Source organism: Xanthomonas arboricola pv. juglandis, from assembly GCF_905367715.1.
Taxonomy (GTDB): domain Bacteria; phylum Pseudomonadota; class Gammaproteobacteria; order Xanthomonadales; family Xanthomonadaceae; genus Xanthomonas; species Xanthomonas arboricola.
The window spans coordinates 1145327-1168420 of the sequence record NZ_HG999362.1 but is presented as its reverse complement, the minus strand read 5'-3'; the positions used below and the strand labels follow the sequence as shown (position 1 = coordinate 1168420).

Genomic DNA, 23094 nt, shown 5'->3' with positions numbered 1-23094 from the left:
TCACGCCCCAAGGAAGACCGAAGTCCTGCCCCCCACCGGCGCAGGACTCCGCGCACGCTCAGTACGTAGCCACCAGCGTGACCGCCGAGAACGCCAGCGTGGCCTTGAGCCGCACGTAGTACACCCCTGGCGCGGGCGCGCTCAGCGTGCAGCTGTCGGCATTGCCCACCACCGCAGTGCGGCAGTTGTAGGCGGTATCGCTCGGCAATGCACCGGCACGCAGCGACAGATCGGCATTGCCGCTGCCACCGCTGAGCACCACCCGCAGGCTGCGCGTGCCCGCGGGCACATTTACCTGGTAATACAGCGAGCCACCGGTGGCTGCGGCCAGGCCGTTGCGTGCTGCATTGCTGGTCAGGGTGGTCGAGGCGATCACCGCGGCCACCGCACCATCGGCGTTGACCAGCCCTGCCCCGCACCCCTGCGGACACGCCACCGGCAATGCACGCGCAGTGCTCTTGAGCATCGCTTCGACGCTGGCCGCGCTGAGCGGATTGAGCGCCACCGACTGCATCAACGCCACCACGCCGGCCACGTGCGGCGCCGCCATCGAGGTGCCGCTGTAGACCGCGTAACTGGGACTGCCCGCCGCCGTGCTGCCGCTGTTGAGCGTGGACAGAATCGCCTGCCCGGGCGCGGCGATATCCACGCCCTGGCCGAAGTTGGAAAAGCTGGCCTTGGCCCCGGCCGAGGTGGTCGCCGCCACCGCGATCACGTTCGGACAATTGGCCGGCACGCTCTGGGAGACGTCGATATTACTGTTGCCGGCAGCCACCACCACGCTGGTCCCGCGTGACACCGCGCTGGCAATCGCATTGCTCAAGGTGGTCGAACAGGAACCGATGCCGCCCAGCGACAGATTGATCACCCTGGCCGGGGTGGGGTTGGCCGGCACACCGGACACCGCGCCGCCGGAGGCCCACACGATCGCATCGGCGATGTCGGACAGATAGCCGCCGCAACGGCCCAGCACGCGCACCGGCAGCACCTTGGCATTGAATGCCACGCCCGCGGTACCGGCACCATTGTTGGCGGCGGCCGCGACGATGCCGGCCACATGGGTGCCGTGCCAGCTTGAGCTGGACGCGCTCGCACCGCTGCCGCATTCGTTGGCCGCGGCCCAGTCGCCCGGATCGGTGGCGTCGGTGTCGCGCGCATTGCCGTCGCGGGCGATGAAGGCATCGCTGATGAAGTCATAGCCGGCCAGCACATTGGACGACAGCTCCGGATGCGCGGTCACGCCGGTATCGATCACTGCCACCACCGCGCCCTTGCCGGTGGCCTTGTCCCAGGCCGGCCGCACGTTGATGCCGGCGCTGGTGGTCCCCAGCGCCCATTGCTCGGACAGGCGGCTGTCGTTGGGCACCAGCATCGGGCGCAGCAGCATGTCCACTTCCACCCGCTTGACCGCCGGGTCGGCCGCCAGACGACGCATCAGGGTTTCCGCATCGACCCGGTCCAGCGCGCGGTCGGCCACCAGCAATTGCGGCCCGACTCCAAGCCAGCGCGACGACGACAGGCCGAGCGCCCGTCCGCGCCGCGCCGGCACCGCGCGGGCGATCTCGCGTAACGAGCCACTCAGACGCCCACGGTCGCCGGCGCTGCTGTCCTTGTAGCTGACGATGAAACGCTGATGGGCGGACGCCGACCCCAGCCCCTGCAGGCTGACGTCGCCAGCGAATGCAGGCGCCGTGCCGCATAGCAGTGCACAGGCCAGCGCGACATGGCGCAGCCCCTTGAACGGTAAATAACGCATGGATCGACCCCTCCCCGGGATGTCGTGGTGCAAACGAGGGCACATCTGTGCCGCCCTTGCATCGTGGTGAGGCGCGCCGACTGGCGTCGCTGCCCACCTGCCCACGCTATCGACCGGGTATGGACGGACCTGAGCCGGGGTCGCTGGCCAGGCGTGGCGAACCACCGGGTTGGTTAAGGTGGCCGGTTGAAGTCAGATGCCGGCGGCGACCAGGACCGCGCCGTCCTACTCTCCAGCGCCGCCCCCAAAACGCCATTGCCCCGCACTCTGGCGGGGCAATGGGTATCGAGCGTGCTGCAGACACACCGCATCACGCAGACCGCAGCGCTGCCAACGGCTCAGCCGCTGGCAGCGCAAGGCGTCTTACGGGGTCTGGCTGACCGCGCCGGCCGCGTTGACGATGCCGGCACCGCAGCCGCCCGAGCAGGCGCCCGGCAGCGGACGCGCGGTGTTCTTCAACAAAGTTTCCACCGCCGCCGGGGTCAGCGGACGGCTGGCCGCCGACTGCACCAGCGCCACCACGCCGGCCACGTGCGGGGCCGCCATCGAGGTACCGTTGTAGGAGGCGTAGCTGGCGCTGCCCGGGGTGGTGGTGCCGCTGTTGAGCGTGGACAGGATCGCCGAGCCCGGGCCGGAGACGTCGATGGTGCTGCCGAAGTTGGAGAAGCTCGAACGCGCACCGGCCGAGGTGATCGACGCCACCGAAATCACGTTGGCACAGCTGGCCGGGGTGAAGTTGGCCACGTTGGCATTGCTGTTGCCGGCCGCCACCACCACCGTGGTGCCGCGCGACACGGCGCCGTTGATGGCGTTCTGGTAGGTGCTCGAGCAGGTGCCGTTGCCGCCCAGCGACATGTTGATCACTTCGGCCGGATTGGCATTGGCCGGCACGCCTGAGACGGTGCCGCCGGATGCCCACACGATTGCGTCGGCAATGTCGGAGGTGGTGCCGCCGCACAGGCCCAGCGCACGCACCGGCACGATGCGCGCATTGAACGCGGTTCCGGCCACACCGGTGCTGTTGTTGGTGACCGCAGCGATGGTGCCGGCCACGTGGGTGCCGTGCCAGCTGGAGTTGGCCGCTGCCACGCCGGAGCCGCATTGGTTGGCTGCGCGCCAGTCGCCCTGGTCGGCCGGGTTGTTATCGCGGCCATTATTGTCGCGCGCACGCGCCGCGTCGCTGATGAAGTCGTAGCCCGGCAGCACGTTGGCGTTGAGGTCCGGGTGGCTGGTGATGCCGGTGTCGATCACCGCCACCACCACGCCGGTGCCGGTGGCGGTATCCCAGGCCGGACGCACGTTGATGCTCGAGGCGGTGGTGCCGAAGCCCCACTGCTCGGACAGACGGGTGTCGTTAGGGGTCAGCGTCGGGTACATGATCTGATCGACTTCCACGTACTCCACGCTCGGGTCGGCGGCGATGCGGCGCATCAGCGTCTCGGCCTCGGCACGGTCCAGGCCACGGTCGGTCTTGAGCACCTCCGACCCCAGCGCGGTGCGACGCACGTGATTCAGGCCCAGCGCACGGCCGGCGCGTGCCGGCACGGCGGTGGCAACCGAATTGAGCGATGCGCGCAGCGAGGTCGGGCTCACCGCGGCGCTGGAACCGTCCCTGTACTTGACGATGAAGCGGTCCAGGGTGGGCTGCGAATCCAGCCCGGAAAGATTGACCTGACCGGCAAACGCCGGCACTGCCAGCAGCGAGGTCAGCGCGGACACACCCAGGACCACCAGCGCGCGCGTGGGCGCACGACGTTGCGACACATTGGACATCGATCGTTCCTTATTTGAGAGGGTGCCGCAGTTGCGGCGAGATGGCCGAACCGGCTCCACGTGCTGCGGATCGGGTCAGGCAGTGCACGGGCGCGGGCGCCCGGCGAGACGACTGACCGATGTCCATTCCGGTCGAGCGGCAACACACCGCCGGCGCCTGCCGATGCGGCAGACGTGGGCGAGACGTCACTGATGGGATGAAGCGGATCTGCTGCAGCGGATCGGCACTGCCTGGCCGGGGCCAGGCAGTGCCGACGTGCCTCAGTAGCTGGCGCGCAAGGTCACGCCGGAGAACGTGCTGTACGCCTTGACGCGCACGTAGTAAGTGCCAGACGGCGCGCTGATGCTGCAGGTCTCGGCATTGCCGCTGCGGTACGGACGGCAGGTGTAGGTGGTGTCGGTCGGCGCACTGCCGGCACGCACGTACAGGTCTGCATCGCCGCTGCCGCCGCTGATCGCCACGGTCAGCGTGCCGCTACCGGCCGGCACTGCGATGGTGTAGTTCAGCTCCGCACCCGTGGCCGCGCCCAGTCCGGTGACCGGCGTGCCGTTGGTCAGGGTGTTGCCGGTGCCGCCACCGCCGCCGCCATTGCTGCCACTGATGGCGGCAGTCACCGCCGCATCGGCATTGACGATGCCGGCGCCGCAGCCGCCCGAGCACGCGCCCGGCAACGCACGTGCGGTGTTCTTCAACAGGGTTTCCACGGCAGCCGGGGTGAGTGCGCTCGGCGCGACCGACTGCACCAGCGCGACCACGCCGGCCACATGCGGCGCCGCCATCGAGGTGCCGTTGTAGGACGCGTAGCTGGCGCTGCCCGGGGTGGTGGTGCCGCTGTTGAGCGTGGACAGGATCGCCGAGCCCGGCGCCGACACGTCGATCCCGGTGCCGAAGTTGGAATAGCTGGCCTTGGCGCCGGCCGAGGTGGTGGCTGCCACCGCGATCACGTTGGCGCAGTTGGCCGGCAGCGAACCGGACACGTTGGCAGAATCGTTGCCTGCCGCCACCACCACCGTGGTGCCGCGCGAGACCGCACCGCTGATCGCATTCTGCATGGTGGTCGAGCAGGTACCGCCGCCGCCGAGCGACATGTTGATCACTTCGGCCGGATTGGCGTTGGCGGGAATGCCGCTGACGCTGCCGCCGGAGGCCCAGATGATGGCGTCGGCGATATCCGACAGCGAGCCGCCGCACTTGCCGAGTACGCGCACCGGCACGACCTTGGCGTTGTAGGCCGTGCCCGCCACGCCGGTGGTGTTGTTGGTCACCGCGGCCACCGTGCCGGCCACGTGGGTGCCGTGCCAGCTGGAATTGGCGGCGGGAATGCCGGTGCCGCACTCATTGGCAGCGTACCAGTCGCCTTCGTCGACAGGATTGCTGTCGCGCCCGTTGCCATCGCGCGCCGTGGTGGCATCGCTGATGAAGTCGTAGCCCGGCAGGATGTTGGCGTTGAGATCGGCATGGGTGGTGATGCCGGTGTCGATCACCGCCACCACCACATTGGCGCCGGTGGCCTTGTCCCAGGCCGGACGGATATTGAGGCCGGCATTGGTGGTGCCGAAGGCCCACTGCTCGGACAGGCGGGTGTCGTTCGGGGTCAGCGTGGCGTGCAGGATCTGGTCGACTTCCACGCTCTGCACGTTGGGGTCGGAGGCCAGCTGGCGCATCAGGGTCTCGGCTTCGGCGCGGTCGAGTGCGCGGTCGGCCTTGACCAGCTCCGGTCCCAGCGCCAGGCGGCGCACCGAGTTCAGGCCCAGCGCCTTGCCGGCCTTGGCCGGAACAGCGCGCGCGGCGGTGCGCAGCGAGGTGCTCAGCGCGGTTGGACTGGCCAGCGCGGTGCTGCCGTCCTTGTAGGTCACGATGAATTTCTGGTGGGTTTGGGCGGTGGCCAGGCCATCCAGATACACCTCGCCGGCAAAGGCCGGGGTTGCCAGCAACAACGAGGTCAGCGCAGCTGCGCTCAGGATGGTCAGTGCGCGGGGGCACTTGCGGAAAGACTCGTTCGACATCGAATTCCCTTCTAGATCAAAGAGAACCGCCGGAGCGGTGGTAGCCGGTGCCGCCTTCCATAGGTCAGCACCGAGGTCCCGGACCGATCCCCTGTTATCGATCCGTTCAGCGAACCTACCGCACTACAACCAGACTGGACAATAAGAAGTTCGCACTTTCCATAAATTAAATATCAGATTTGTGACACCGTACGGCACCGTTCAGTCAGTTGACGACACATTCGGACATGAATTGCCACATACCTGCTGCGCTGCGCCCAAAAAAAAGGCCCCTGCGCGACCGCGCAGAGGCCTTTTTTGACGCGATGTCTTGGCTCAGGACAGACGCACCAGCCAACCGTGGCGGTCCGGGACGCGCCCGTACTGGATGTCGGTTAGCTCCTGGCGCAGCGACATGGTCACCTCGCCGGCCGGGGCGGACAGGTCGCCGACCGCAAAGCCCTCGCCCTTCAGCTCGCCGATCGGGGTGACCACGGCAGCGGTACCGCAGGCGAACACCTCTGTGATCTCGCCCGACGCCACTCCCTGCTTCCACTCGTCGATGGCGACCTTGCGTTCGATCACCTGCATGCCGCGATCGCGGGCCAGTTGCAGGATGCTGTCGCGGGTGATGCCTTCCAGGATGCTGCCGGACAGTTCCGGCGTCACCAGCGTGCCGTCCTTGTAGACCAGGAACACGTTCATGCCGCCCAGCTCTTCGATGTACTTGCCTTCCACCGGGTCCAGGAACAGCACCTGCGAGCAGCCCTGCGCATAGGCCTTCTGCTGCGGCAGCAGCGAAGCGGCGTAGTTGCCGCCGCACTTGGCTGCGCCGGTGCCGCCCTTGGCCGCACGTGCGTACTCGGTGGACAACCAGATCGACACCGGCGCCACGCCCTTGGCGAAATACGGACCGGCGGGACTTGCAATGACGTAGTACGAGGCCTTGTGCGCCGCACGCACGCCCAGGAATGCCTCGTCGGCGATCATGAACGGGCGGAAATACAGGCTGGTTTCCGGGGCCGACGGCACCCAGCTCGCATCCACCGCCACCAGCTGGCGCAGCGATTCGACGAACAGGTCCACCGGCAGTTCCGGCAGCGCCAGCCGGCGCGCCGAGCGCTGTAGCCGCTCGCCATTGGCCTGCGGGCGGAAGGTCCAGATCGAGCCGTCGGCATGCCGGTAGGCCTTGATGCCTTCGAAGATCTCCTGGCCGTAATGCAGCACCGAAGCGGCCGGATCCAGTTGCAGCGGGCCATATGCGCGTACCTGCGCGTCATGCCAACCGAGCTCGTTGGTCCAGGAAATGGCGACCATGTGGTCGGTGAAATGCAGCCCGAAGCCGGGCGCGGCCAGGATCACGGACAGCTCGTCGGCACTGCGCGGCGACGGGGAACGGGTGGAAGCGAAGGACACGGACACCGGAAGATTCCTGTATGGCAGGCGAAAGGACGCGGCGCCACCTCTTGGACATGGCGCCTGACGATCAGAGCATGCCGGTCTCGAGACGGGCTGCTTCGGACATCATATGCCGGCCCCACGGCGGGTCGAAGACCAGCTCGACGTCGGCTTCGGCAATGGTCGGGATCATCTCGACCTTGCTGCGCACGTCGTCGACCAGGATCTCGCCCATGCCGCAACCGGGCGCGGTGAGGGTCATCTTGACGTCCACCCGGCGCTGATCGTCTTCCTCGCGATGGCTGACCACCGCCTCGTAGACCAAGCCCAGATCGACAATGTTGAACGGGATCTCGGGGTCGAAACAGGTGCGCAGCTGCTGCCACACCAGTGCCTCCACCTCTTCGTCGCTGGCATCGGCGGGTAGTTCCAGCCCCGGCGGGGCCTCCTTGCCGATCGCATCGCCATCCTTGCCGGCAATGCGGAACAGGTTGCCTTCGACAAAGACCGTGTAGCTGCCACCCAGCGCCTGGGTGATATAGCCGTAACTGCCTGCGGGCAGGGTCACCGAATCGCCCTGCGGCACCATGACGGCATCGCAATCGCGTTCGAACTGGACGGGTTCGCTGCTACGGGAGTACATGGGCTGGATATGGGGCCGCGGCGGATGCGCGCAAGTCCGCCATTCTAGCCGACCACGGCAAGGCCGCTGTCGTTGCGGGATGGAGCCAGCGACGACGCTGCATTCCATCGGCGCGTCCATCACCGCGCAAAGTACATCGCGCGCTTTATCATGTGCGCACTGTCAGGAGCTCCAATGCCGCCTACCACCGCGTCCGCCAGAACCGCCCACTGGCTCTGGCCCCCGCTCCTGCTGCTGGGATGCGTCACCGCCCTGATTGCCTGGATGCTGATCGCGCTCGCGCTGGGCAACCAGGCCGGCTGGATGGCGGTGCTGGTGGCGCTGGAAATCGTCTGGATGCTGCGCCTGGGCACGCTGGGCGCCGGTCCCTTGCGCATCGGCATCGCGGTCGTGGCGACCGCGCTGATCATCGTCGGCGCCAACTGGGGCATCGCCTCGGCGCAGCTGGGCAACGCACTGGGCCTCGACCCGTGGACCTCGGCACAGAAGATGGGCACCGGGCTGGCCTGGACCCTGCTGCAACTGGCCAACAACGGCTTCGACCTGCTGTGCTATGCCGCCGCGCTGGTCCTGGCGTGGTGGGCGGCGCGCTGAGTCGGACGCGTTCGCAATGGCTGCCACTAGGCATCCGTTGAAGCTGATGCTTCATCTGCACAGCGCAAGCCACGCCGCTCCTGCTTAGCGCTGGCGCTTTATATTCCTGACGCAGCGATATTCGGGGAGCTCTGCGGCTTGGCTGTGGGGCCCTCGACGCTGTGAGTTTGCTGCAGGGCCCTTGCCCGCCCACCCTCGCAGGACACGCCGCAAGTACGTCCATGTAGGCTCTTACGCTGCATCCATGCCGCGTAAGGTCCCGCGACGATGGGCCGGCAAGGACCAAGCGAGATGGTCGGTGCGCTGGTGCAAGCAATGCATGGTGTGCGTTGTCCAGATCACCGTGCGTTCCATCGGCTTCCCAAGCGCAAGCCGAGTAACCGGCAGCGGCTCAACAAAGCAATCTACAAACTTTTCAGCGTCCCACTGCAAAACGCAACCTAAAGCAGTTGTGCAACTGACCACCGACCAACTTCCTGGTGCGGTGTTCTTGCCGATTGCGGGCCCCTTGGCGGCATGGATGCCGCCAAGGGGCCTCCATGGACGGATTCACGGCGTGTCCCGCAAGCGGTAAGGGCACCGCGCACTCGACTAGCTGAGCGTTTGACTGTCACTAAGCACTGCTGTGACTCAAAAGCTCGGCGGCTTGTTTCGGGCTGGCTGATAAGACTGGCCGGATGGTGCGGATAGAGCGTTCGTGAACCAGCCGATCTGCGGCTCAGCTGCAAGGAACTGGCAGCGAGAACACCGCCCCCTCGACCAAGCAGCTTCGCAAATTCATCCGCCTAGTCAGCCGCACAACCTCTCAGTGCCCGCCCCCGTCCAGCGCCTTCAGCTCGCTGACCAGCGCGCCGGCCGCTTCCGCGCCATCGCCGTACAGCATGCGGGTGTTGTCGGCGTAGAACAGCGCATTCTCGATCCCGGCAAAGCCGGTGCCCTTGCCGCGCTTGATCACTACCGTGTTCTTCGAATTGACCACGTCCAGGATCGGCATGCCGTAGATCGGGCTGGCCGGATCGGTCCTGGCCACCGGGTTGACCACGTCGTTGGCGCCGATCACCAGCGACACGTCGGTGCTGGCGAACTCGGGGTTGATGTCGTCCATGTCGGCGATCAGGTCGTAGGGCACGCCGGCTTCGGCCAGCAGCACGTTCATGTGCCCGGGCATGCGCCCGGCAACCGGGTGGATTGCGAACTTCACCTTGACCCCGCGCGCGATCAGCCGCTGCGCCAGCTCCCAGATCTTGTGCTGCGCCTGTGCCACCGCCATGCCGTAGCCGGGCACGATCACCACCCGCTCGGCAAACGCCATCATCGCCGCCACATCACCTGCCTCGATGGGCTTCTGCGCGCCGGCGATCTCCTGCGCCTGCCCGCCGCCACCGAAGTTGGAAAACAGCACCCCGCTGATCGGCCGGTTCATCGCCTTGGCCATCAGGCGCGTCAGCAGGATGCCGGCCGCGCCGACCATCATGCCGGCGATGATCAGCGACTCGTTGCCCAGCACATAGCCTTCGAAAGCCACCGCCAGGCCGGTGAATGCGTTGTACAGCGAGATCACCACCGGCATGTCGGCACCGCCGATCGGCAGCGTCATCAACACGCCAAGCGCCAGCGCCGCCACGAAGAAGGCGATGATCGCCAGCGGCTGCAGGCTGCTGGCCGCCCAGATGCCGAGCGCCAGCACCGCCAATGCCACCAGCAGATTGAAGGCCTGCTGGCCCGCGAAGGTCACCCGACGGTCGAGCCGGCCATCCAGCTTGGCCCAGGCCACGATCGACCCGGACAGCGACACCGCGCCGATCGCCGAGCCGACCACCGCCAGCACCACCGTGGTGGTGTCCGGCCGCCGCGCCGCCAGTTCGGCGATCGCCTGGGCGCTCCAGTGGGTGGTGTCGCGGTTGGCGAAGAAGGCAAAGCGCAGCAACTCCACCGCCCCGATCGCCGCCGCCGAGCCGCCGCCCATGCCGTTGTACAAGGCCACCATCTGCGGCATGTCGGTGATGGCGACCTTCCTGGCCGACCACCACGCCACGCCGGTACCGATCACCAGCGCGGCCAGGATGAGCGGCACGTTATGCAGCTCGGGCAGGAAGAATGTCGCCACCGTGGCGATCAGCATGCCCAGCCCGGCCCAGCGGATGCCGCTGCGCGCGGTCAGCGGCGACGCCATGCGCTGCAGCCCGAGCAGGAACAAGGTCGCCGCGACCAGATAGCTGGACTTCACCAGCCATGCCAGCAGCTCGGCGGTGGAGACGTTCATGGCGCGTCCCCGCCCGACGGCTTCTTGCTGGACTTGAACATGTCCAGCATCCGCTCGGTCACCACGTAACCACCGGCCGCGTTGCCCGCACCCAGCACCACTGCGACAAATCCCAGCGCCTTTTCCAGCGTGGTATCGGCATGCCCCAGCACCACCATCGCGCCGATCAGCACGATGCCGTGAATGAAGTTGGAGCCGGACATCAGCGGGGTATGCAGGATCACCGGCACCCGCGAGATGATCACGTGGCCGGCGATGGCCGCCAGCATGAAGATGTACAGCGCTACGAATCCGTCGCTCATCGTCGTTCGCTCCACTGGCCGGTGCGGCCCGCCGATCATACCCAGGCCGTGCGCGCCCGGGCGCGTGTCAACCGAATCGGCACTCGCCCGTTGACGTCGTATCGTCTCCGCGGAAGCTACGCTGTGCTGGTGGGAACCCCTTTCGATCCGCAACCTGCCGCACCGGCCGCCACCGCGCCGGTTTCGCTGGACGCCTTCCTGGCCGGCATCGGCCCGCGTGCGTTCCGCTTTGCCGAGGCCGGCCTGCGTCACCGCGAAGATGCGCTGGACGCCGTGCAGGACGCCATGGTGAAGCTGCTCGGCTATCGCGAGCGCCCGGCCACCGAATGGACGCCGTTGTTCTGGAGCATCCTGCGCAGCCGCATCATCGACCTGCAGCGCCGGCGCAGCTTTCGCCTGAAGTTCTGGGCGCCGGCCGAACGCGCCGACGACGAAGGCACCATCGACTGGGCCGACCCCGGCACCGGCCCGGTGGACGAACAACAGCATCAGCAGGCCTACCAACGGCTGGTCGAGGCCTTGCGCAACCTGCCGGCGCGCCAGCGCGAAGCGTTCACGCTGCGCGTGCTGGAAGACCTGGACGTGGCCACCACCGCCAAGGCGATGGGCTGCTCGGAAGGCTCGGTCAAAACCCATCTGTCGCGTGCGCGCGACGCGTTGCAAAAACAGTTCGAGGATTTCCTGTGAACCGCTCCCACGACCCGGCCCAGCTGGATGCGCACCTGCGCCAGCTGCACGCCTCCGCACTGACCAGCCTGCCGCCGCAGACCCTGGCGCGCCTGCGCCAGGCCCGTCACGCGACCGCTCCCACGCGCCCCCGGCGCGGCTACTGGTTGCTGGCGACCGCGTGTTCCGGCCTGCTGGCGGTCGGCATCGGCCTGCAGCTGCGTCCGGGCGAGAGCACCTCGCCGGACCGCGCTCCGACCCAGGTGGTCGCCGGCACCACCACCGATACCGACGACATGCTGACCCAGAACCCGGACCTGTACGTCTGGCTGGGGTCCGATACCGCCCTGGCCATGGAATAAGCACGATGACCCGCACCACCCGCCTGTTGTTGACCCTGCTGCTGTGCGCCGCGCCCTGCGCGTCCCTGCTGGCCCAGGCCCATTCCCCCGGACCGCCGGGACCGCCGCCGCCGGATGGCCCCGGCCCGCGAGGACCCGGACCGCGCGAGGCAGACACGCCGATGCCCGAGTGGGACAAGCTCACCCAGCAGCAGCGGCAGGTGCTGATCGATGCGCTGCGCGAACGCTGGAACGATGTGCCGGAAGAACGCCCGCGCATGTACCGCCATGCGCGCCGCTGGCTGGACATGACTCCGGAGCAGCGCAAACAGGCCAAGGCCGGCATGGACCGCTTCCGCAACATGAGCCCGGAGCAACGCCGCGAGGCCAAGGCCTTGTTCGAACGCATGCGCACGCTCAACCAGCAACAACGCAATGAGCTGCAGCAACGCTGGCAGAAGATGAGCCCGGCCGAGCGCAGCACCTGGCTGCGCGAGCATCCGCCCACCGACGATTGACGGAAGCGCTGCCGCGGCGAGTGCGACCCGCCAGCGCACGCGCGCATCCCGGTCACAGGCGGACATGCGCGCGGCCACCGTAGGAGCGCGCTAGCGCGCGATGGAGCATTACAGATAAAGCGCCATCGCGCGACGCAGCGTTACCGATAAAACGCCATCGCGCGCCAGCGCGCTCCTACCCGCCAACACGCAAGGCGCATGGGCTCGGCGGGGCTACGCAGTCGCTGGCGCCGACCAGCGTGTCTTGGCCAGCAGTTCGTCGTCCCAGTCGAACGACAACGCGCCATCCTTGATCAGCAATGCGGCGAACGCATAGACATTACGCGCGAACATCTCACTGGCGTGCACCGCGCCCTGGCTGGCCAGATTGAGCGGGCCGGCGATCACCACGCCGTCGCGCTCATAGGTGTCGCCGGGCCGGGTAGCGGCGCAATTGCCGCCGGTTTCCGCGGCCAGATCGACGATCACGCTGCCGGCGCGCATGCCGTGCAGCATCTCCATGCTCAGGATCTTGGGCGCCGGCCGGCCGGGCACGGCGGCGGTGCAGACCACCACGTCCACGCTCTTGAGGTGTTCGGCCAGCCGGCGTTGCTGTTCGGCGCGTTCGTCGTCGGTGAGCTGGCGCGCATAACCGCCCTCGCCGGCCGCGCTCACGCCCAGATCCAGGAAGCGCGCGCCCAGCGAGGCGATCTGCTCGCGCGTTTCCGGGCGCACGTCGAAGCCTTCGACCTGCGCGCCCAGCCGTTTGGCGGTGGCGATCGCCTGCAGCCCGGCCACGCCCGCACCGATCACCAGCACCTTGCACGGGCGCATGGTGCCGGCGGCGGTGGTCAGCATCGGAAAGAAACGCGGCGCCAGCTGCGCGGCGATCAACACGGCCTTGTAGCCGGCCATGCCGGCCTGCGAACTCAAGACGTCCATCGATTGCGCACGTGTGGTGCGCGGCAGGCGCTCCAGCGGAAACGCGACTAGCGCACCGGTGGCAATCGCCTGCGCACGTGCCGGGTCGGCGTCCGGCGCCAGCATGCCGATCAGCACGGTGTGGGGCCTGCATTGCTGCAGCAGCTCGGTGGGCGGTGCCTGCACGCTCAGCAGCACCTCGGCCTGGGCCAGTGTGTCTGCAGTGGCGAGCTGCGCCCCGGCCTGCAGATACGCCGCGTCGGCCATGCTGCTGGCACAGCCGGCGCCTGGCTCGATCCACACGCTGGCGCCGAGCGCGACCAGTTTCCTGACCGTTTCCGGCGTGGCGGCGACACGGCGCTCGCCTGCCGCGTGTTCTTTCAGCACCAGCACCTGCACAGCCATGGCTTGCTCCGCTCGCGCGCCTGTCGTCGCGGCGATGCTAGCAGAGCGCGGCAGCCACGCTCAGGGCGTCAGCAAGGCCGGCAGCATCGGGGCGAGCAACTGCTCGGGCGGTGCCAGCGCCACCGCTTCGGTGCGGTGGTCGATGGCCAGACATGCATAGCCATGTGCCGCGCTCCAGGCCAGCAACACCCGTTGATGCAGCAGGTGCGCATCCGGCGCACTGCCATGCCGGGCCAGCCAGGCCGCATTTAAGGCATCGCGCAGGCAGGCCATTGCCGCATCGGTGGCCGCCAGCAGGCGCGTCAGGCTGCGTTGCTGCGGCTCCAGGCTCTGCATCAGGCGAAACTGCTGCGGGTAGGCGATGGCGAACCGGATATAGCCCAGGCCGCCACCCAGCAGTGGGTCGACCTCGCGCTGGGCCTGCACGATCCACTCGACCATGCGTTCGTACCCGTCTGCAACCAGTTCCACCACCAAACCTTCCAGCGAGCCGAAGTGATGTGCCGGTGCGGCGTGCGAAACGCCCGCACGGCGGGCGCACTCGCGCAGGCTCAGCCCGCGCGGACCCGATTCGCCGACGATCTCCCAGGCCGCGCGGCGCAGGGCCGCGGGCAGATCGCCGTGGTGATACGTCGCTGACCTGGGCGCGTGGGACATGGCGGCTTCGCAAATCGGGATGTCATTGGAGCAGGGAATCTTGACGCTGACAAGATTGGCGGTGCAGACTCGCCCCGCATCTTGCCAGCGTCAAGATTTGGCGGCGGATGCAGCCCTTCCCCCAGCGAGTGTTCCCATGGCTAAGGCATCCTCCCGCTGGCGCATGCGCCTGACCCGCACGCTGTTCGGGTTGGCCAGCCGCCTGGCCCCCGGCCCGACCGGCCGCCTGCTGGCGCGCCGCTTCGTGACGCCGGATGCGGCATCACGCCGGCATGCCGCATCCACCCTGGCCACGCTGTCCGACGTGGGCCGCGACAGCCTGTCCATCGATGGCATTGAGATCGCGGTGTATGTCTGGGGCGACCCGGCGCAGCAACCGTATGTGCTGCTCTCCCACGGCTGGTCCAGCTATGGCCTGCGCTTTGCCGCCTGGGTGCCACGGCTGCAGGCGCTGGGCTATGCGGTGGTGGCCTTCGACCAGGCCGGGCACGGCTTGAGCGGTGGGCGCATCAGCTACATGCCGCACTTTGTCGAGGTGCTGCGGCGGATCGGGCGGCGCTTCGGCCGGCCGGCGGCCTTCATCGGCCACTCGCTGGGTTCGGCATCGGTCGTGTTCGCCGATGAAGCGGCCTGGCAGCCGGAGCGCTACGTGCTGATCGCGCCATTGCTGGCGCCGGCCGACGCCGCGCACCGCCAGTTCCGCGCCTTCGGCATCGCGGCCAAGACCTTCGTTCCGTTCGAGAACCTGCTGCACACCATCACCGGCAAACGCTTTGCCGATTTCGATGCGTCCCCGCATCTGCCGCGTTTCCAGCGCCCGGCCCTGATCATCCACGACCGCCGCGACCGCGAGACACCCTGGGACGAAGGCGAGCGTTTTGCGGCGCTGTGGCCGCAGGCGCAATTGCTGACCACCGAAGGCCTGGGCCACAACCGCATGGTCGACCATGCCTCGGTCATCGAAGCGGCGCTGGACTTTATCGGCCCGGCGCGCGCCTGACCGTACCGCGATGCGGCAAGCGCATCGCGCGGCACCCGCTAGTGCACGGTGCTGTTGTGCAACGGATCCAGGCGGTCGATGACACCCTGCATAGCGCTGTCGAAAGCGCCGTCATTGATGTGCTCGCGCAGCCGGCCCAGGCGCACCATCACCGCCAGTTCTTCCGGCGAGGCGACGCAGAAGCGCACGCCGCGGCGATTGACGAACAGCAGCCGCTGCGAGATCGGGCTCACCCACGACAACTTGCCCGCCTGCACCTTGCCGTCCTTGTCGACAAAATCCAGCCAGGTGCCGATATCCATCGCGCGGAAACGCTCGGCATCGGCACTGTCGATGCTCTGCGCCACCGCCTCGGCACCCAGCACCACGCTGACGCTCTCGGCAGCCGGCGGCGGCAGGTTGACCTGCGGCAGCTCCGGCAACGCTTTTTCCAGCTCCGGGCGCGCTTCGGCAATGGCCTGCAGGGTGTCGTGCAATGCGGTGATCGCCACCACCACCGCATCGCCATGCAGGCCGACGCTGGCAAACACGCGGTGCAATGCCGGCTGCCAGACCTGCAGCCACGGCTTGCCGACGATGTGGCGACGCGCCTCGGCCAGTTCTTCCAGCACGCCATCGGCCAGGGCCAGTGCCTCGACGGTGCCCGGGCCTTCGTCGCCGTCGCGCAGGATCGCCATGGTCAGATGGTGCAGCCACGGCTGACGCAGGAAATCCTCCACGGCCCTGGGCAGCGGCGTGCCGGCCTGCGTGCGCTGCTCCAGCTCCGACAGCGCGCGGCTGCGTGCCAGCTCGAGCTTTTCCTGGCCGCGCTGGGTTTCGGTGGCGCGCCGCTCGGCGATTTCCACCCGGCGCCGGTGCTGCGACAGGAAATCGCGGAATTCCTCTTCCAGGGTCAGGAAGATCGCCAGGTTCTCGTTGAATTCGGCCACCAGGCGGTCGACGATTTCCTCGACCTTGCCCATCAGCACGCGCTCGGCAGCGCTGTCGCCGTTGTTGCCTTCGCAGGCCTCGGCCAGCGAATTGAGCAGGCGCCGCGCGGGGTGGGTCTTCTGCACGAACATCTTGCGGTCCAGCAGCGCGACCTTGACGAAGGGCACCACCAGCCGGCCGATCATTTCACGCGAGCGGTTTTCCAGATCGCGTTCGTCCAGCATCACGTCGAACAGCATGCCGACCAGATCGATCGCATCCTCGTCCATCGGGTCCAGGCGCGCGGTCGCCGGGTCCACGCCCAGCCGGGTGGCGCTGGACAGCACTTCGTTCTTCAGCCGCTGCGCCAGCGACTCGGTGTCGTCGCCGATGGCTGCCTGCAGCGTCGCGCTCGGCGTGGCCTGCAGCAGCGACAGCACCGACATCATCTCGCGCTGGCTCAGCGGGCGTTGCTGGCCCACCGCCACCGATGCGGCAGAGGCAGTGTTGTCGCGCACGCTGCGGGTCTGCTGCAGCAATTCGTGCAGCGCCTCCAGCAACATGCCCTGGCTGCCGCCGGGGTGATCGGCCTCGCCCCCATCCATGCCGCCGGCAGCGCCGCCACCAGCCTGGCCACGCTGGGCGGCGGCCTGCATGCGGCCGCGGCTATGCGCCCAGCGGTCCAGGAAGCGGTTGGCCCAGGCCGGTGCGTACTGGTCACCCTGGTCGTCGCCGCCCATGTCGGCAGCCGCGCCCTGGGCTTCGGCCTGGGCACGCTCCTCGGGCGTGTCGCCACGCGGTTGCACGCGCGGCGGCGGGCGCTTGGGCTGGGAGATTTCCGGCATGACGCCGGCCTTGGCCAGCGTCTCGTCCAAGCGCGCATACAACTTGCCGATCGGCTCGGCCAGGTCGCGCTCGCACAGCTTGATCAGCACCAGGCGCACTTCCGGCGCCAGGTCGCAGGTGGCGAAGGCTTCGTGGATCGCCACGCCCAGATGTTCCGGACCGAGCGGGTTGGTGTCGGCCACCAGCTCCAGGCCACCGGCGATCCAGCCCAGTCGGCGGTCCACCCGCGCCAGCACCTGCTTGAAGTCGCGCAGCAGCACGGTGGCCAGGTTGCGCACCGCCAGCCGCGATTCGAGCACGTGTTCGGGCACCAGACTCAGCGGGCCGGTGCCGATGTCGCCTGCCAGGACCACCTCGGCCGACAAGGGCTCGCCCAGCAGCAACGCCTGCCAGCCGTCGTCCAGCTGCTGGCGGAACTGCGTGGCCACTTCGTCGCGCTTGCGGCGCAACTCGCGCATGCCATCAAGAAACAGCAACTGCGATGTTCCCGCGGATTCGGCGCGATCGAACAGCACATCGTCAAAGTGTGCGACTGCAGCTGCAAAAACCTGCGCGAGTGCGGGCACGAACACGGCGTACGCCTGTTCGAGCAAGCGTTGGTCACGGCCCGGATGTCCCAACGGACTGGGCTGAAAAGTCATGCGCAAAGGCTCCCCGCCCCTGCAGGCGTGAAAATATTCAAACGAAAGGAAACAGACGCGGCCCCAAATTCCGCCACCGCATGGTAGGCGTTTCGCTCGTTTGTTAAGTGTGACGCAATTCGCACTTTAGTCGTGACCGCCCAGGGTTTGCGTGTCAGTCGGACATCCTAGCGTGCATCGCTGCGGTGGCGCTTGCCAGCGCGTATTAACCGCCTGCGGGGGTTAAGCCTTCAGCATGTGCGGCCGGTCCAGCGCATCGACGACACCCTGCATCGCGCTGTAGAACGCGTCCTCGTCGCGGTGCAGACGCAGGCGGTCCAGCCACACCATCATCGCCAGCTCCTCCGGCGAGGACACGCACAGCCGCCCGCCGCGCCGGTTGACGAACATCAGCCGCCCGGAAATCGGGCTGATCCAGGACAACCTGCCGGCCTGCACACGGCCGTGCCGGTCGACGAACTCCAGGCAGGTGCCGAGCGCCATGCCGCGGAAGAAATCGGCGGTGACACGATCGAATTCCACCTGCGCGGTGGCATCCAGCATCGGCGTCAGCGGCTCGCCGACCTGCTCGGCCGGACCGGGGCTCGGGCGCAGCGCGCTCAAGGTCGGCGCAAACAGGGCCGGATCCGGCGCTCCCGCAGCCGGCAACGATGGCGTGGACAGCAGCGCGCGCTGCAGTTCCTGCAGGGCCAGCTCGGCGTCGCGTTGCGCCAGGCCGGCCAGCGCAAAAGCCTGCAGCAGCTGCGCACGCTGCGGCTCCAGCGCAGTGTCACCAGGCGCAGCACCCAGTTGCGCCAACACCGCATCGCCCAGGGCCAGGGCGGCTTCCAACGCCGGGCCGGCGCCGTCGCCACGCAACGCCGCCTGTTGCACATACGGCTGCCAGACGCGGCCGAGGAAGTGCTCGACCAGCGGCGGCAGCGGCCCGCGCGCCAAGCGCTCTGCCAGCGCCTGCGCGGCAATGCTGCGTGCGGCTTCGCGGCGTTCTTCGGCGCGCTGCAATTCACTGGCGCGGCGCTCGGCGATTTCCACCCGGCGCCGATACTGTTCGTAACTGGCGCCGAACTCGGCCTCCAGCGTCAGAAACAGCCCCGGATGCTCGTCGAAGTCGCGCACCACCGTGTCGATCACCGCCTGCACCTGGCCGAGCAAGGCCTGCTCTGCCGCGGTTTCGCCGGCATTGCCATCGCAGGCGTCGACCAACAGGTTGAGCAGGCGGCGCGCCGGATGGCCGTCGCGCACGAACAGGTGGCCGTCCAGCATCGCCAGCTTGGCCATCGGCACCAGCAATTGGCCGAGCAGACTGCGCTGCGTATCGGACAGATGGCTCTGCAGCAGGATCGCGGCGAACAACAAGGCCACCAGATCCAGCGCGTCCTCGTCGTCGGGGTTGAGGCAGGTGGTGGCCGGATCCACGCCAAGCGCGGCGGCGGCGCGCCTGACCTGCTGCCGCAGGCCAGGCGCCAGGCTCGAATCGTTGCCGTCGATGGCATCGAAGCCGGCCGCAGGCATGGTCTGCAGCAGCGACAGCGCCGACACCACCTCGCGCGGCGACAACAGGCGCTGCCCGGCAGGTGCGGGCGTGTCGCCATCGGGTTCGCGCTGGCGGCGGGCATGCTGCAGCAAATGGTGCAGGCCGGCCGGCAACAGCTCGCGGCCGCTGCGCAGATGCACGTCGATCGCCTCGACGCCGGCCAACGCGCCCTGCCCGCCCGACCAGTCGGCGAAGAAGCGCGCGATCCAGTCCGGCGTCTCGGCGGCCTGCTCGCCAGCGCCTTCGTCCTGGCGCGGAATGCCGCGCCGCCGGCTGCGCGGCTGCGGCAACTCGCGCAAGCGCGCCACCTGCGCCAGCGCCTGTTCCAGCGCGCCGTAGCGCTGGCCGACGCGTTCCATCAGGTGCTGCTCGCAGACCTTGATCACCGCCAGATGCGCCTTGGGCGCCAGCGTCACCCCCTGAAAGGCCTCGTACAGGGCCACGCCCAGATGCTCCGGCCCGAACGGATTGCTGTCGCCGTCGATACGCAGCCCGCCGGCAATGAAGCCGAGATAGCGATTGAGCCGCATCAGCTCCGTGCGCCACTGGTGCTGCAGCGCGCCGGCCAGGTTGCGCACCGCCAGGCGCACCTCCAGGTCCTGCTCGGGCAGCAGGGTCAGCCCGGCCGCACCACGTCCCAGGCTGCGATCGGCCGACAACGGCCGCCCGGATTCCAGCCCCTGCCAGGCCTTGGCCAGATGCCCGCGAAAACGCGCGGTGATCGGCTCGCGCTGCTGCCGCACCGCCTGGATGGCTTCCAGGAAGTCGTTCTGGGCCGGGCCGGCATCGGCCGCCAGCCGGAACAGCGCCTCGGCCAAGGTGTCCTGGAATTGGACAAAGGCCTCGGCCAGCGGCACCAGCACGATCTCGCGGACCTGATCGAGCAACTGCGGATTGCGGCTGGGGAGCACGGGGGTAGATACGAACTGGGTCATCGGGCGGCGCACAGGACGAACATGGAAGGGATGTCACGACCGAGCCGGCATCGGCCCGCCACCCATGATGCGGCGGGCGTTGGGAAGGGCCCGTCTATAATTGCCCGCATCCTCGCCTCGACCCGGAATTATGCACGCACCATATTCGCTCCAGGCGCTGGACGCGCGCCGCTCGGTCCCCTCCAAACAGCTGGGCGAACCCGGCCCGGATGAAGACACCCTGCTGCGCATGCTCACCTCGGCAGTGCGCGTGCCCGACCACGGCAAGCTGGTGCCGTTCCGCTTCTTGCGCATCAGCGGCGATGCCCGCCAGGCACTGGGCGATTTCCTGGCCGAGCGCAGCCTGGCCGCCGATCCGCTGACGCCGCCCGCCGCGGTCGAAAAAGACCGCAACCGTTTCAACGATGCGCCACTGGTGATCGTGGTGATCGCCGCGCTGCGCCCCGGGCACAAGGTGCCCGAGCAGGAACAGCTGCTCACCGCCGGCTGCGTGTGTTTTGCGTTGCTGCAGGCTGCGCAGGCGCATGGCTTCGGCGCGCAGTGGTTGACCGCGTGGATGGCCTACGACCCGGCGGTGACCGGCTATCTGGGCCTGGCGCAGAGCGAGCGCATCGCCGGTTTCATCCATATCGGCACCCCGCGCCTGCAGGTGCCAGAGCGCGAGCGCCCGGATCCGCGTGCGCTGCTGCGCGACTGGACCCCGTGACCACGCACGCCCCCATGCTTGCAGGCGCGCCGGCGTCGATCAGCCGCCCGACCCCGCTGTATCTGGTCGATGCCAGCCTGTACGTGTTCCGCGCCTGGCATTCGATCCCGGACGAATTCCAGGATGCGCAAGGCTGGCCGACCAACGCCGTGCACGGCTTTGCGCGTTTCCTGCTCGACCTGCTCGAACGCGAGGATCCGCAGCACATCACCATCGCCTTCGACGAGGCGCTGGACAGCTGTTTTCGGCATGCGCTCTACCCGGCCTACAAGGGCAATCGCACTCCGGCACCGGATGCGTTGCGGCGTCAGTTCGCGCATTGCAAGGCGCTGTGCGCAGCATTGGGCCTGAGCGTGCTGGCGCACCGCGACTACGAGGCCGACGACCTGATCGGCAGCGCCTTGCACAGCGTGCGTGCGCACGGCCTGCGCGGGGTGATCGTGTCGGCCGACAAGGACCTGTCGCAGCTGCTGCTCGAGCACGACGAGCAATGGGATTACGCGCGCAACCTGCGTTGGGGCATGGACGGGGTCAAGGCGCGCCACGGCGTGCACGCCCATCAGATCGCCGATTACCTGGCGTTGTGCGGCGATGCGATCGACAACATTCCCGGCGTCACCGGCATCGGCGCCAAATCGGCGGCGGTCCTGCTGGCGCATTTCGGCAGCCTGGATGCCTTGCTGGAACGTATCGACGAGATCCCGTTCCTGCGCCTGCGCGGCGCGGCGCAGATGGCCGCGCGCCTGCGCGAGCAACGCGAGCACGCGCTGCTGTGGCGTCAGCTCACCACCATTGCGCTCGACGCGCCGCTGGCGCTGACCGATGCCGGTTTCACGCGCGCGCAAGCCGATACCGACATGCTGGGCGGCTTGTGCGAGAGCCTGCGCTTCGGCCCGCTCACCCGGCGCCGGTTGCTGGCCGCCTGCGGCGGCGCGCCGGCACCGCGCACTCCCGTTTCCCTGGAACAAGGCCTGCATCCATGAACCGACACGACACCCCGCCCACCGTGGTCTACGAAGGCAAGTACCAGCGCATGGTCGTGCGCGGCACCTGGGAATATTCCGAACGCGTGCACGCCGGCGGCCTGGCCGCGATCATCGTGGCAGTGACCCCGGACGATGCGATGTTATTCGTCGAACAGTTCCGCGTGCCGCTACAGGCCCGCACCATCGAAATGCCGGCCGGCCTGGTCGGCGACGTGCATGCCGACGAGTCGATCGAGCTGTCGGCCATTCGCGAACTGGAAGAAGAAACCGGCTGGACCGCCGAGCACGCCGAAGTGCTGATGATCGGCCCGACCTCAGCCGGCGCCAGCAGCGAGAAGATCGCCTTCGTGCGCGCCACCGGGCTGCGCAAGGTCGGCGCCGGCGGCGGCGATGCCAGCGAAGACATCACCGTGCACGAAATCCCGCGCACGCAGGTCGGCGCCTGGCTGGTGCAGAAAATGGCCGAGGGCTATCAGATGGATCCCAAGCTGTGGGCCGGGCTATATCTGGTCGATCACGCACTGGACGGCACCCCGCGTGGCTGAAGCGACCGCTGCCCGCCTGCTCGGTGCCGACGATCCCGCACCGTTCAGCGTGCACAACCCGCAGGCCGCCTCGCCATGGCTGCTGATCGCCGACCACGCCGGTCAGCGCGTGCCGGCGCGGCTGGCCAATCTGGGCTTGCCGCAGCAGGAGCTGGACCGCCATATCGGCTGGGATATCGGCATTGCCGAGGTCACCCGCCTGCTGGCCGATGCGCTGGATGCGGTTGCCATCGCGCAGACCTATTCGCGCTTGGTGATCGACTGCAATCGCCCGCATGCTTCGGCCACGCTGATGCCCGAGGTCAGCGACGGCACCTCGATTCCGAGCAACCTGCAGCTATCAGCCGACGATCGGCAGCAGCGCATCGATGCGATCTTTGCGCCGTACCACGCGCGCATTGCGGCGGAACTGGATGCACGCGCACAGCGCGGGCAACCCACCGTGCTGGTGTCGATGCACAGCTTCACGCCGATCATGGCCGGCAATGCACGGCCCTGGCATGCCGGCGTGCTGTACAACCGCGACACGCGGCTGGCGCACCGCCTGCTGCAGGCCTTGCGCAACGAGCGGGATCTGGTGGTCGGCGACAACCAGCCCTACGCGGTCAGCGACACCAGCGACTATGCGATTCCGGTCTATGGCGAAGGCCGCGGACTGCTGCATGTGGAACTGGAACTGCGCCAGGACCTGATTGCCGATGCCGCCGGGCAACAGGCGTGGGCGCAGCGCCTGGCACGCATCCTGCCGCCGCTGGCGCAGGCACTGCTGCCGCACTGACTCCAGCAGTCA

General features: G+C 68.2%; 20 protein-coding genes. 9 read left to right on the top strand and 11 right to left on the bottom strand.

Annotated features, from left to right (window positions below; translation table 11 throughout):
• Positions 1-58: 58 nt before the first annotated feature.
• The 5 genes from KHN93_RS04905 to sufT all read right to left on the bottom strand — a co-directional run bounded on the left by KHN93_RS04905 (position 59) and on the right by sufT (position 7556).
• Complete coding sequence (locus KHN93_RS04905; protein WP_212579218.1) at positions 59-1756, bottom strand: S8 family peptidase; 1698 nt, start codon at positions 1754-1756, stop codon at positions 59-61.
• Positions 1757-2119: 363 nt separating this feature from the next.
• The gene (locus KHN93_RS04900; protein ID WP_212579217.1) at positions 2120-3529 is read right to left on the bottom strand and encodes a S8 family peptidase; all 1410 of its coding nucleotides are present in this window, start codon (positions 3527-3529) and stop codon (positions 2120-2122) included.
• 261 nt (positions 3530-3790) lie between these two features.
• Entirely contained in the window at positions 3791-5536 is a 1746-nt protein-coding gene (locus KHN93_RS04895; RefSeq protein WP_212579216.1) for a S8 family peptidase, read from the bottom strand.
• A gap of 315 nt (positions 5537-5851) precedes the next feature.
• Positions 5852-6937 carry a branched-chain amino acid aminotransferase gene (locus KHN93_RS04890; protein WP_212579215.1) on the bottom strand — a complete coding sequence of 362 codons (1086 nt, stop codon included), beginning with the start codon at positions 6935-6937 and terminating at the stop codon, positions 5852-5854.
• Between the two features lie 64 nt (positions 6938-7001).
• The gene (sufT, locus tag KHN93_RS04885; protein WP_016900709.1) at positions 7002-7556 is read right to left on the bottom strand and encodes a putative Fe-S cluster assembly protein SufT; all 555 of its coding nucleotides are present in this window, start codon (positions 7554-7556) and stop codon (positions 7002-7004) included.
• A 174-nt stretch (positions 7557-7730) separates the two neighbouring features.
• Between sufT and KHN93_RS04880 the strand changes: the two genes are divergently transcribed.
• On the top strand, positions 7731-8150 hold the full coding sequence (locus tag KHN93_RS04880; protein ID WP_102254755.1) for a hypothetical protein: 420 nt from the start codon (positions 7731-7733) through the stop codon (positions 8148-8150).
• 805 nt (positions 8151-8955) lie between these two features.
• Here KHN93_RS04880 and KHN93_RS04875 read toward each other — a convergent pair.
• Complete coding sequence (locus tag KHN93_RS04875; RefSeq protein WP_212579214.1) at positions 8956-10413, bottom strand: NAD(P)(+) transhydrogenase (Re/Si-specific) subunit beta; 1458 nt, start codon at positions 10411-10413, stop codon at positions 8956-8958.
• Positions 10410-10715: an NAD(P) transhydrogenase subunit alpha part 2 gene (locus KHN93_RS04870; protein WP_024940817.1), complete on the bottom strand. Its 306-nt coding sequence runs from the start codon at positions 10713-10715 to the stop codon at positions 10410-10412. The genes KHN93_RS04875 and KHN93_RS04870 overlap by 4 nt, the downstream gene beginning before the upstream one ends.
• Positions 10716-10838: 123 nt before the next feature.
• Here KHN93_RS04870 and KHN93_RS04865 point away from each other — a divergent pair, with 123 nt between their 5' ends.
• The 3 genes from KHN93_RS04865 to KHN93_RS04855 are packed head-to-tail and all read left to right on the top strand — an operon-like array spanning position 10839 to position 12240.
• Positions 10839-11402, top strand: coding sequence for an RNA polymerase sigma factor (locus tag KHN93_RS04865; RefSeq protein WP_016900713.1), 564 nt, complete (start codon positions 10839-10841; stop codon positions 11400-11402).
• The gene (locus tag KHN93_RS04860) at positions 11399-11743 is read left to right on the top strand and encodes a hypothetical protein (protein WP_212579213.1); all 345 of its coding nucleotides are present in this window, start codon (positions 11399-11401) and stop codon (positions 11741-11743) included. The genes KHN93_RS04865 and KHN93_RS04860 overlap by 4 nt, the downstream gene beginning before the upstream one ends.
• A gap of 5 nt (positions 11744-11748) precedes the next feature.
• Positions 11749-12240, top strand: a complete 492-nt coding sequence (locus KHN93_RS04855; RefSeq protein ID WP_039810786.1) for a DUF3106 domain-containing protein — start codon at positions 11749-11751, stop codon at positions 12238-12240.
• A gap of 213 nt (positions 12241-12453) precedes the next feature.
• Here the strand turns inward: KHN93_RS04855 and KHN93_RS04850 are convergent, their stop codons facing one another.
• Both KHN93_RS04850 and KHN93_RS04845 read right to left on the bottom strand, forming a co-directional pair.
• A complete protein-coding gene (locus KHN93_RS04850) occupies positions 12454-13545 on the bottom strand; it encodes an NAD(P) transhydrogenase subunit alpha (protein ID WP_212579212.1) in 1092 nt (363 codons plus the stop codon).
• A gap of 60 nt (positions 13546-13605) precedes the next feature.
• Positions 13606-14202 carry a TetR/AcrR family transcriptional regulator gene (locus tag KHN93_RS04845; RefSeq protein ID WP_212579211.1) on the bottom strand — a complete coding sequence of 199 codons (597 nt, stop codon included), beginning with the start codon at positions 14200-14202 and terminating at the stop codon, positions 13606-13608.
• Between the two features lie 136 nt (positions 14203-14338).
• Between KHN93_RS04845 and KHN93_RS04840 the strand changes: the two genes are divergently transcribed.
• Positions 14339-15202 (top strand): alpha/beta hydrolase, encoded by an 864-nt coding sequence (locus KHN93_RS04840; RefSeq protein WP_212579210.1) that lies wholly within the window; start codon positions 14339-14341, stop codon positions 15200-15202.
• Between the two features lie 38 nt (positions 15203-15240).
• Here KHN93_RS04840 and KHN93_RS04835 read toward each other — a convergent pair whose 3' ends face one another.
• Both KHN93_RS04835 and KHN93_RS04830 read right to left on the bottom strand, forming a co-directional pair.
• Entirely contained in the window at positions 15241-17598 is a 2358-nt protein-coding gene (locus KHN93_RS04835; protein ID WP_212579209.1) for a DUF1631 domain-containing protein, read from the bottom strand.
• A gap of 222 nt (positions 17599-17820) precedes the next feature.
• Complete coding sequence (locus KHN93_RS04830; protein ID WP_212579208.1) at positions 17821-20067, bottom strand: DUF1631 domain-containing protein; 2247 nt, start codon at positions 20065-20067, stop codon at positions 17821-17823.
• Positions 20068-20197: 130 nt separating this feature from the next.
• On the opposite strand from KHN93_RS04830, the gene KHN93_RS04825 reads away from it, so the two are divergent.
• Genes KHN93_RS04825 through KHN93_RS04810 form a run of 4 tightly spaced genes read left to right on the top strand, consistent with a single transcriptional unit; the run spans position 20198 to position 23082 of the window.
• On the top strand, positions 20198-20773 hold the full coding sequence (locus KHN93_RS04825; protein WP_212579207.1) for a nitroreductase family protein: 576 nt from the start codon (positions 20198-20200) through the stop codon (positions 20771-20773).
• A gap of 14 nt (positions 20774-20787) precedes the next feature.
• Positions 20788-21756, top strand: coding sequence for a 5'-3' exonuclease (locus KHN93_RS04820; protein WP_212579602.1), 969 nt, complete (start codon positions 20788-20790; stop codon positions 21754-21756).
• Entirely contained in the window at positions 21753-22304 is a 552-nt protein-coding gene (locus KHN93_RS04815) for an NUDIX hydrolase (RefSeq protein ID WP_024940626.1), read from the top strand. The genes KHN93_RS04820 and KHN93_RS04815 overlap by 4 nt, the downstream gene beginning before the upstream one ends.
• Positions 22297-23082 carry an N-formylglutamate amidohydrolase gene (locus KHN93_RS04810; protein ID WP_212579206.1) on the top strand — a complete coding sequence of 262 codons (786 nt, stop codon included), beginning with the start codon at positions 22297-22299 and terminating at the stop codon, positions 23080-23082. The genes KHN93_RS04815 and KHN93_RS04810 overlap by 8 nt, the downstream gene beginning before the upstream one ends.
• The last annotated feature ends 12 nt before the right edge of the window (positions 23083-23094 follow it).